This is a genomic window from Saccharopolyspora sp. NPDC050642 (assembly GCF_040654735.1).
Classification (GTDB): Bacteria; Actinomycetota; Actinomycetes; order Mycobacteriales; family Pseudonocardiaceae; genus Saccharopolyspora; species Saccharopolyspora elongata.
The window spans coordinates 196,223-203,290 of record NZ_JBFAIN010000013.1 but is presented as its reverse complement, the minus strand read 5'-3'; the positions used below and the strand labels follow the sequence as shown (position 1 = coordinate 203,290).

The window sequence follows — 7,068 nt, the reverse complement described above, 5'->3', positions numbered from 1 at the left end:
CGTCCTCGACCGCGTCCGCTGCTGCCCCCACCAAGTCGGCACCCTCGCCAAAGCCATCCTCACCCTCGAACACGAAACAAGATGAAAAACGCTCAATGGAAATTGCGGAGGACGGAGTCCAGGCCGCGGCCGTAGCTCCCATAGGGGCCGCTACCCCGCACCGCCCGCGCAAAAAGGCGTGCGGAGACTGGGATTCAGGCGTGCTGACTGCTGGCGGACAGGACCTCGCCGGTGAGGTACGACGCGTAGTCACTGGCAAGGAAGACCATCACGTTCGCGATCTCCCACGGTTCGGCCGCGCGGCCGAACGCCTCCCGGCCCTTGAGCTCGGCGAGCAGCTCGTCGCTGGTGACCTTCGCCAGGAACGGGTGCATGGCCAGGCTGGGCGAGACCGCGTTGACCCGGATGCCGTGCGGAGCCAGGTCCATCGCGGCGCATCGGGTCAGCGCCATCACGCCGGCCTTCGCCGCCGCGTAGTGCGCCTGCCCCTCCTGCGCGCGCCAGCCCACCACCGAGGCGTTGTTGACGATGACGCCCTTCTTGCCGGCGTCGACCATGCGCTTGCCTGCTGCCCGGACGCAGCGGAAGGTACCGGTCAGCGTCACGTCGAGGACCTTGTGCCACTGCTCGTCGGTCATCTCCAGCACGGACGCCGTGCCGCCGAGACCGGCATTGTTGATCACCACGTCCGCGCCGCCGAACGCCTCGGTCGCGTCGAACAACGCGTCGATCTGCGCCTCATCGGTCACGTCGCACACGACCGCGGCGACCCGGTCGCCGCCGAACTCGCCGGCCAGCGCCTTCTCCGACTCGGCGAGGCGCCGCTCGTGCGTGTCGCCGATGACGACGGCCTTGGCGCCCTCTTCGAGGCAGCGGCGGGCGGCGGCGGCCCCGATCCCGGCCCCCGCGGCGGCGGTGACCACGACGGTCCTGCCTTCGAGCAGGCGGTGGGCCGGCGGGCATTCCGGCGTGGGCTGTTCCTTCTTCGACGACGTCACTGCGGCTCCCAAACCGATCGCTGTGAGCGGATGAGCGCGGGTCCTGGCCAAGGACCGGCGATCTCCCGTAGGGTAGCAAACCAAGCACTTGTTTGGGAAAGGACGTGAAGGAGCATGCCCAGTACCAGCGACGACTCGGTGGTCACCTACGAACGCCGAGGCGCGGTCGCCCTCGTGACCCTGAACCGGCCCGAGTACCGCAACGCGCAGAACTCGAAGATGACCTACGCCCTCGATGCCGCGTTCAGCCGCGCCGTGGACGCCGACGGGGTCAAGGTGATCGTGCTCGCTGGCAACGGCAAGCACTTCTGCGCAGGGCACGACATCGGCACGCCGGAGCGCGACGCCGACCAGAGCTTCGACCGCAAGGCCGTGATCTGGTGGGACCACACCGGCCGGGAGGGCGTGGACCGCCGCTTCGCGCGCGAGTCGGAGGTCTACCTCGGCATGTGCCGCCGGTGGCGGGAGATCCCGAAGCCGATGATCGCGATGGTGCACGGCGCGTGCGTGGCCGGCGGGCTGATGCTCGCCTGGTCGTGCGATTTCATCGTCGCCTCCGACGACGCGTTCTTCGCCGACCCGGTGGTGAAGATGGGCATCCCGGGCGTCGAGTACTTCGCCCACCCGTGGGTCATGAACCCGCGCGCCGCCAAGGAGTTCCTCTACACCGGCGACCGCATGCCCGCGCAGCGCGCGCACGAGCTGGGCATGGTCAACCACGTCGTGGAGCGGGCCGAGCTGGAATCCTTCACCCTCGACCTCGCCGGGCGCATCGGCGCGATGCCGGGCTTCGGGCTCGCCCTGACCAAGAAGGCGATCAACCAGGCGGAGGACCTGCAGGGCATGCGGGCCGGCATGGACTCGGTGTTCGGCCTGCACCACGCCGCGCACGCGCACAACGCGGAGGTCGGCGGCGACTCCCTGGCCGGGATGGACGCGCGCAAGATGCGCGACGCGGCGGAGCGGAAAGACAAGGACGCATGAACGTCGACTTCACCGCGCAGGAGCTGGCCTTCCGCGACGAAGCCCGGGCCTGGCTGCACGACCACGTCCCGGCGAAGCCGCTGCCGCCGCTGGATTCCGCCGAGGGGTTCGCGGCCCGCCGGGAATGGGAGGCCACCCTCGCCGAGGCCCGCTGGTCGGTCGTCTCGTGGCCGGCGGAGTACCGCGGCCGGGACGCCTCGATGATCGAGTGGGTCCTGTTCGAAGAGGAGTACTACCGCAGCGGCGCGCCGGTGCGCGTCGCGCAGAACGGGATCTCGTTGCTCGCCCCGATCATCTTCGGGCACGGCACCCGGGAACAGCGGGACCGGTACCTGCCGTCGATAGCGGACGGCACCGAGATCTGGGCCCAGGCGTGGTCGGAGCCCGAGGCCGGCAGCGACCTCGCGTCGATCCGCAGCACGGCCACGCGCGACGACGCACGCGGCGGCTGGGTGCTCAACGGGCAGAAGACGTGGAGCTCGCGGGCGCCCTTCGCCGACCGCGGGTTCGGCCTGTTCCGCTCGGACCCGGACGCCGAAAGGCACCGCGGGCTGACCTACTTCCTGTTCCCGTTGAACGCCGATGGCATCACCATCCGGCCGATCCCCCAGCTGGACGGGCACCCCGGTTTCGCGGAGATCTTCTTCGACGACGTGTTCGTGCCCGACGCCGACGTGCTCGGCGCGCCGGGCGACGGCTGGCGGGTGGCCATGAGCACCGCGGGCAACGAGCGCGGCCTGTCGTTGCGCTCGCCGGGCCGGTTCTGCGCTGCGGCCGACCGGTTGGTGGCGCTGTGGCGCGAACGCGGCGCGGATCAGCCGCACCTGCGCGACCGCGTGGTCGACTCGTGGATCGCGGCGCAGGCCTACCGGCTCTACACGTGGGGCACGGTCACGCGGCTTTCCGACGGCGGCGATATCGGCGCGCACGGCAGCGTGAACAAGCTGTTCTGGTCCCAACTCGACGTCGCGCTGCACGAGACCGCACTGGATCTCCTCGGGCCGGAGTCCGAGCTGCGCGGCCCGGACGCGGCGGCCGACGGCGCGTGGCTGGACGGCTACCTGTTCTCGCTGTCGGGGCCCATCTACGCGGGGACGAACGAGATTCAGCGCAACATCGTGGCCGAGCGCTTGCTCGGCCTGCCGAAGGAGGGCCGCGCCCGATGAGGTTCGCATTGAACGACGAACAGCTCGCCTTCTCCCGGTCGTTGGACGACTTCCTCGGCACCGCGGGAGTGCCAGCCGCGGCCCGCGCGTGGGGCGAGGGCGATGCGGCGGCCGGGCGGAAGATCTGGCAGCGCCTGGCCGACCTCGGCGTGCACGCCCTGTGCGTGCCGGAGGATGCCGGTGGGCTCGGGGCGTCGCCGATCGACGTGGTCGTCGCGTTCGAGCAGATCGGCCGCCACCTCGTGCCCGGGCCGTACATCGAGTCCGTCGTCGTCGCGCCCGCGCTGCTGCAGGCGACCGACCCGGAGTCGCTCGCGGAGCTGGCCGCCGGAAGCCGGGTGGTCACGCTCGCCGCGCCGCCCGGCACGCCCTTCGCGCTCGACGCCGATGTCGCCGACCGCGTCCTGCTGGTCGACGGCGATGAGCTGCACCTCGCGGAGGCGGGATCGCTGCGGCGTTCCGTGGACAGCACCCGCAGGCTCTTCGAGGTGACCGCGAAGGACCGGCTCGCCGCACTGCCGGCCGGCGCGGTCGACGCCGCGCTCGACGCTGCCGCGCTCGCCTGCTCGGCCCAGCTGCTCGGCGCCGGCGAGCGCCTGCTCGACGAGGCCGTGGATTACGCCAAGAACCGGCGTCAGTTCGGCCGGGCGATCGGCGAGTTCCAGGCCCTCAAGCACGCGCTCGCCGATGTCCGCGTGGCACTCGACTTCGCCCGGCCGCTGCTGCACGGCGCGGCGGTGTCGGTGGGGTCGGCCGATGCCGCGCGGGACGTGTCGGCGGCCAAGGTCGCCGCCTCCGATGCGGCCTACCTCGCTGCCCGCACGGCGCTGCAGGTGCACGGCGCGATCGGCTACACGCTGGAGCACGATCTCGGTCTGTGGATCACGAAGGTGCGCGCCCTGGTCGCGGCCTGGGGCACCACGGCGGCCCACCGCGCCCGCGTCCTCGCGGCGATCACCGCGGCCTGAAACGAAGATCGGTGCTCGCCGCGACATCAGCGGCGAGCACCGATTGGCATACTGGCACGCAAACTCGTTCAGCAACGACGAAATCGTCCGGTGAGACGCGCATGATCGTCCGGCGAGACGCGCATGGCGAAGCCGAGTTGCCCCGCCCCCACAGACCTCGAAGGCCGGAACCAACAGGCAGACGGCCCGGCCCTGCCGACCTTCCAGACCCGCAATTTCAATGGAAATCGAGGGTCCGATTTCCATTGAAATTGCGGTCGGGCAGGAAGCCGCTGAACACCCCCCGGGGTCACGCCACGGGGCTCGGTGGCGTGCGTTCGCAGCGCCGGCGGTGCCGTCGGTACCTCGTTGTCCCGTAGGCCGCGCGGGCGGCGGGGTCGCCCCCGCCGCTCCACCGTCAGCGAGCTGTGAACACGAACCCCTCGTAGCCGTCGGCCTTGATCGCCTCGCAGCGCTCGCGGTAGGCGCCCAGTCCTGCCACGTAGGGCATGAACCGGCGCGGCTTGCCCTCGATGTTCGCGCCGAGGTACCAGGAGTTGGCCCGGGGGAACAGCGTGGCGTCCGCGGCCTGCTGGACGTGATCGGTCCACTTCACCGCGGCGTCGTCGCGCACTTCCACTTGGGCGGCCCCGGTCTCGTCGGCGTGCCGGATCAGCTCGGCCAACCAGTCGACCTGCTGCTCCGCGGTCAGCACCATGTTCGACAGCACCGATGGCGCGCCGGGGCCGTTGACGGTGAAGAGGTTGGGGAAGCCGGGGATCTGCACGCCGAGGTAGGTGACCGGCCCCTCGGCCCACGCGTCCTGGATCCGGTCGCCGCGCGGGCCGGTGATGTCGATCCGGGTGAGCGCACCGGTCATCGCGTCGAACCCGGTGGCGTAGACCAGCACGTCCAGTTCGTGGAATCCCGCGCTGGTCTCGATGCCCGCGCCGGTGATCCGCGTGATGGGTTCCCGGCGCAGGTTGACCAGCGCGACCTTGTCCAGGTTGAACGTCTCGAAGTACCCGGAGTCGGTGCAGATCCGCTTGGTCCCGATGGGGTGGTCGGTGGGGATCAGGTCCTCGGCGGTGCGCGGGTCCGCAACGATCTGCCGGATCTTCCGCTCCGCGAACTCGCGCGCGAAGTCGTTCGCCTCGATGTCGGTGAACTGGTCGGGGAAGGTCTTGCCGAACAGCACACCACCGTTGCGCCACCCCGCCTCCAGCGCGGCCTCGCGCTCTTCCGGGGTGCACTCGGCCGCGCGCTTCGGGTGCGGCTGGTGCGGCGAACCGCCGCCGCTCATGCGCGCCTTCGCCCGTCGCGCCGGGTACTCCTCGCGGATGCGGCGCTGGTCGGCGTCGGTGAGCTGCCGGTTCAGCGCGGGCACGCTGTAGTTCGGCGTGCGCTGGAAAACGGTGAGCGAGTCGGCCTCCCCGGCGAGGATCGGCACCGACTGGACCGACGACGAGCCCGTGCCGATGATGCCGACGCGCTTGCCCTGCAGCGACGGGCCGGGCTCCGGCCAGCGCGCGGTGAAGTAGGTCTCGCCGGCGAAGGTGTCGGCGCCGGGGATGTCCGGCTTGTTCGGGGCCGACAGCGAACCGGTGGCGAACAGGACGTACCGCGCGAGGTGCTCGTCCCCGTCCTCGGTGCGCACCGCCCACCGCGACGCGCTCTCGTCGAAGTCCGCGGCCACGACCCGCTTGTTCAACTCGACGTGCGAGCGCAGGTCGAACCGGTCCGCGACGTGGTGGATGTAGGAGAGGATCTCCGGCTGGGTCGCGTAGCGCTCGCTCCACACCCAGTCGCGCTGCAGGTCTTCGTCGAACGAGTAGGAGTAGTCGATGCTCTCCACGTCGCAGCGGGCGCCGGGATAGCGGTTGAAGAACCACGTGCCGCCGACGTCCTCGCCTGCTTCGAGGCAGATCACGTCGAGCCCGGCTCGCCGGAACGCGTGCACGGCGTACAGACCGGCGAATCCGGCGCCGACGACCAGGACGTCGCGCACCGCGCTGTGAGCTCCGATGGTCAAGACGTTGCTCCTTGCTTCGTAGCTGCGCACAGGTCGTGCCACAGCAGATCGTGGGCCGACCGGGCGGCCTGCAGGGACATGATGGTCAGGAACCCGTGGAACAGGCCCGGATAGTGCCGGTGCGTCACCGGAACTCCGTCCCGGGCCAGCGCGGCCGCGTACGCCCTTCCCTCGTCGGACAGCGGGTCCAGGCCCGCGGTGACGACGACGGCGGGCGGCAGGCCGCGCAAGGTGTCCGCGGCGGGCGGGACGACCTGGTGCCGGGGCCCGGCCACGCCGTCCGCCGGCAGGTACTGGCGCCAGTACCACTCCATGGCGGCCCTGGTGTTCCCGTAACCGGTGCCGTACTCGCGGTAGCTGCCGGTGTCGCACGACGGGTCGAGCACGGGGTAGATCAGCACTTGCCCGGCCACTGCGGGCCCTCCGCCGTCCCGGGCCATCAGGCAGGCGGCAGCGGCGAGGTTCCCGCCCGCGCTGTCGCCCGCGATCAGCAGCCGGCCCGGGTCTCCACCGAACCCGCGGGCGTTCTCGGCGGCCCAGGTCAGTGCGGCATAGGCGTCGAGGACGGCGGCGGGCGTCTTGTTCTCGGGCGCGAGCCGGTAGTCCACCGAGACCACCACCGACGACGTCCGTCCCGACAGCTCGCGGCAGAACGCGTCGTGCGACTCGATGTCGCAGAACACGAACCCGCCGCCGTGGCAGAAGACGACGACCGGCAACGGTTCGTCACCGCGCCGGTGCGGGAAGTACAGGCGGACGGGCACACCGCCCCCAGGACCGGGGATCTCGCGGTCCTCGGTGCGCGCCACATCATCCCGGTTCCGCACCGGTTGCCGCCGCGCCGCGATCGCCGCCCGCGCCTCCGCCCCCGTCATCTCCTCGACCTTCGGGAATCCCGCGTCGAGCGACCGGATGACCGCCGCGACCTCTGCGTCGAACAC

6 protein-coding genes are annotated in these 7,068 nt (G+C 71.1%); 3 read left to right on the top strand and 3 right to left on the bottom strand.

From position 1 onward, the window contains the following. Positions 1–194: 194 nt before the first annotated feature. Positions 195–998, bottom strand: a complete 804-nt coding sequence (locus AB0H93_RS21980; RefSeq protein ID WP_358574862.1) for an SDR family oxidoreductase — start codon at positions 996–998, stop codon at positions 195–197. Positions 999–1,112: 114 nt separating this feature from the next. Here AB0H93_RS21980 and AB0H93_RS21975 point away from each other — a divergent pair, with 114 nt between their 5' ends. Genes AB0H93_RS21975 through AB0H93_RS21965 form a run of 3 tightly spaced genes read left to right on the top strand, consistent with a single transcriptional unit; the run spans position 1,113 to position 4,116 of the window. Then, positions 1,113–1,982, top strand: a complete 870-nt coding sequence (locus tag AB0H93_RS21975; RefSeq protein ID WP_358574861.1) for an enoyl-CoA hydratase — start codon at positions 1,113–1,115, stop codon at positions 1,980–1,982. Next, complete coding sequence (locus AB0H93_RS21970) at positions 1,979–3,148, top strand: acyl-CoA dehydrogenase family protein (protein WP_358574860.1); 1,170 nt, start codon at positions 1,979–1,981, stop codon at positions 3,146–3,148. The genes AB0H93_RS21975 and AB0H93_RS21970 overlap by 4 nt, the downstream gene beginning before the upstream one ends. Further along, positions 3,145–4,116: an acyl-CoA dehydrogenase family protein gene (locus AB0H93_RS21965; protein WP_358574859.1), complete on the top strand. Its 972-nt coding sequence runs from the start codon at positions 3,145–3,147 to the stop codon at positions 4,114–4,116. The genes AB0H93_RS21970 and AB0H93_RS21965 overlap by 4 nt, the downstream gene beginning before the upstream one ends. A 397-nt stretch (positions 4,117–4,513) precedes the next feature. Here AB0H93_RS21965 and AB0H93_RS21960 read toward each other — a convergent pair whose 3' ends face one another. Both AB0H93_RS21960 and AB0H93_RS21955 read right to left on the bottom strand, forming a co-directional pair. Beyond that, the gene (locus AB0H93_RS21960; protein WP_358574857.1) at positions 4,514–6,127 is read right to left on the bottom strand and encodes an NAD(P)/FAD-dependent oxidoreductase; all 1,614 of its coding nucleotides are present in this window, start codon (positions 6,125–6,127) and stop codon (positions 4,514–4,516) included. Next, the gene (locus tag AB0H93_RS21955) at positions 6,124–7,068 is read right to left on the bottom strand and encodes an alpha/beta hydrolase (RefSeq protein ID WP_358574855.1); all 945 of its coding nucleotides are present in this window, start codon (positions 7,066–7,068) and stop codon (positions 6,124–6,126) included. The genes AB0H93_RS21960 and AB0H93_RS21955 overlap by 4 nt, the downstream gene beginning before the upstream one ends.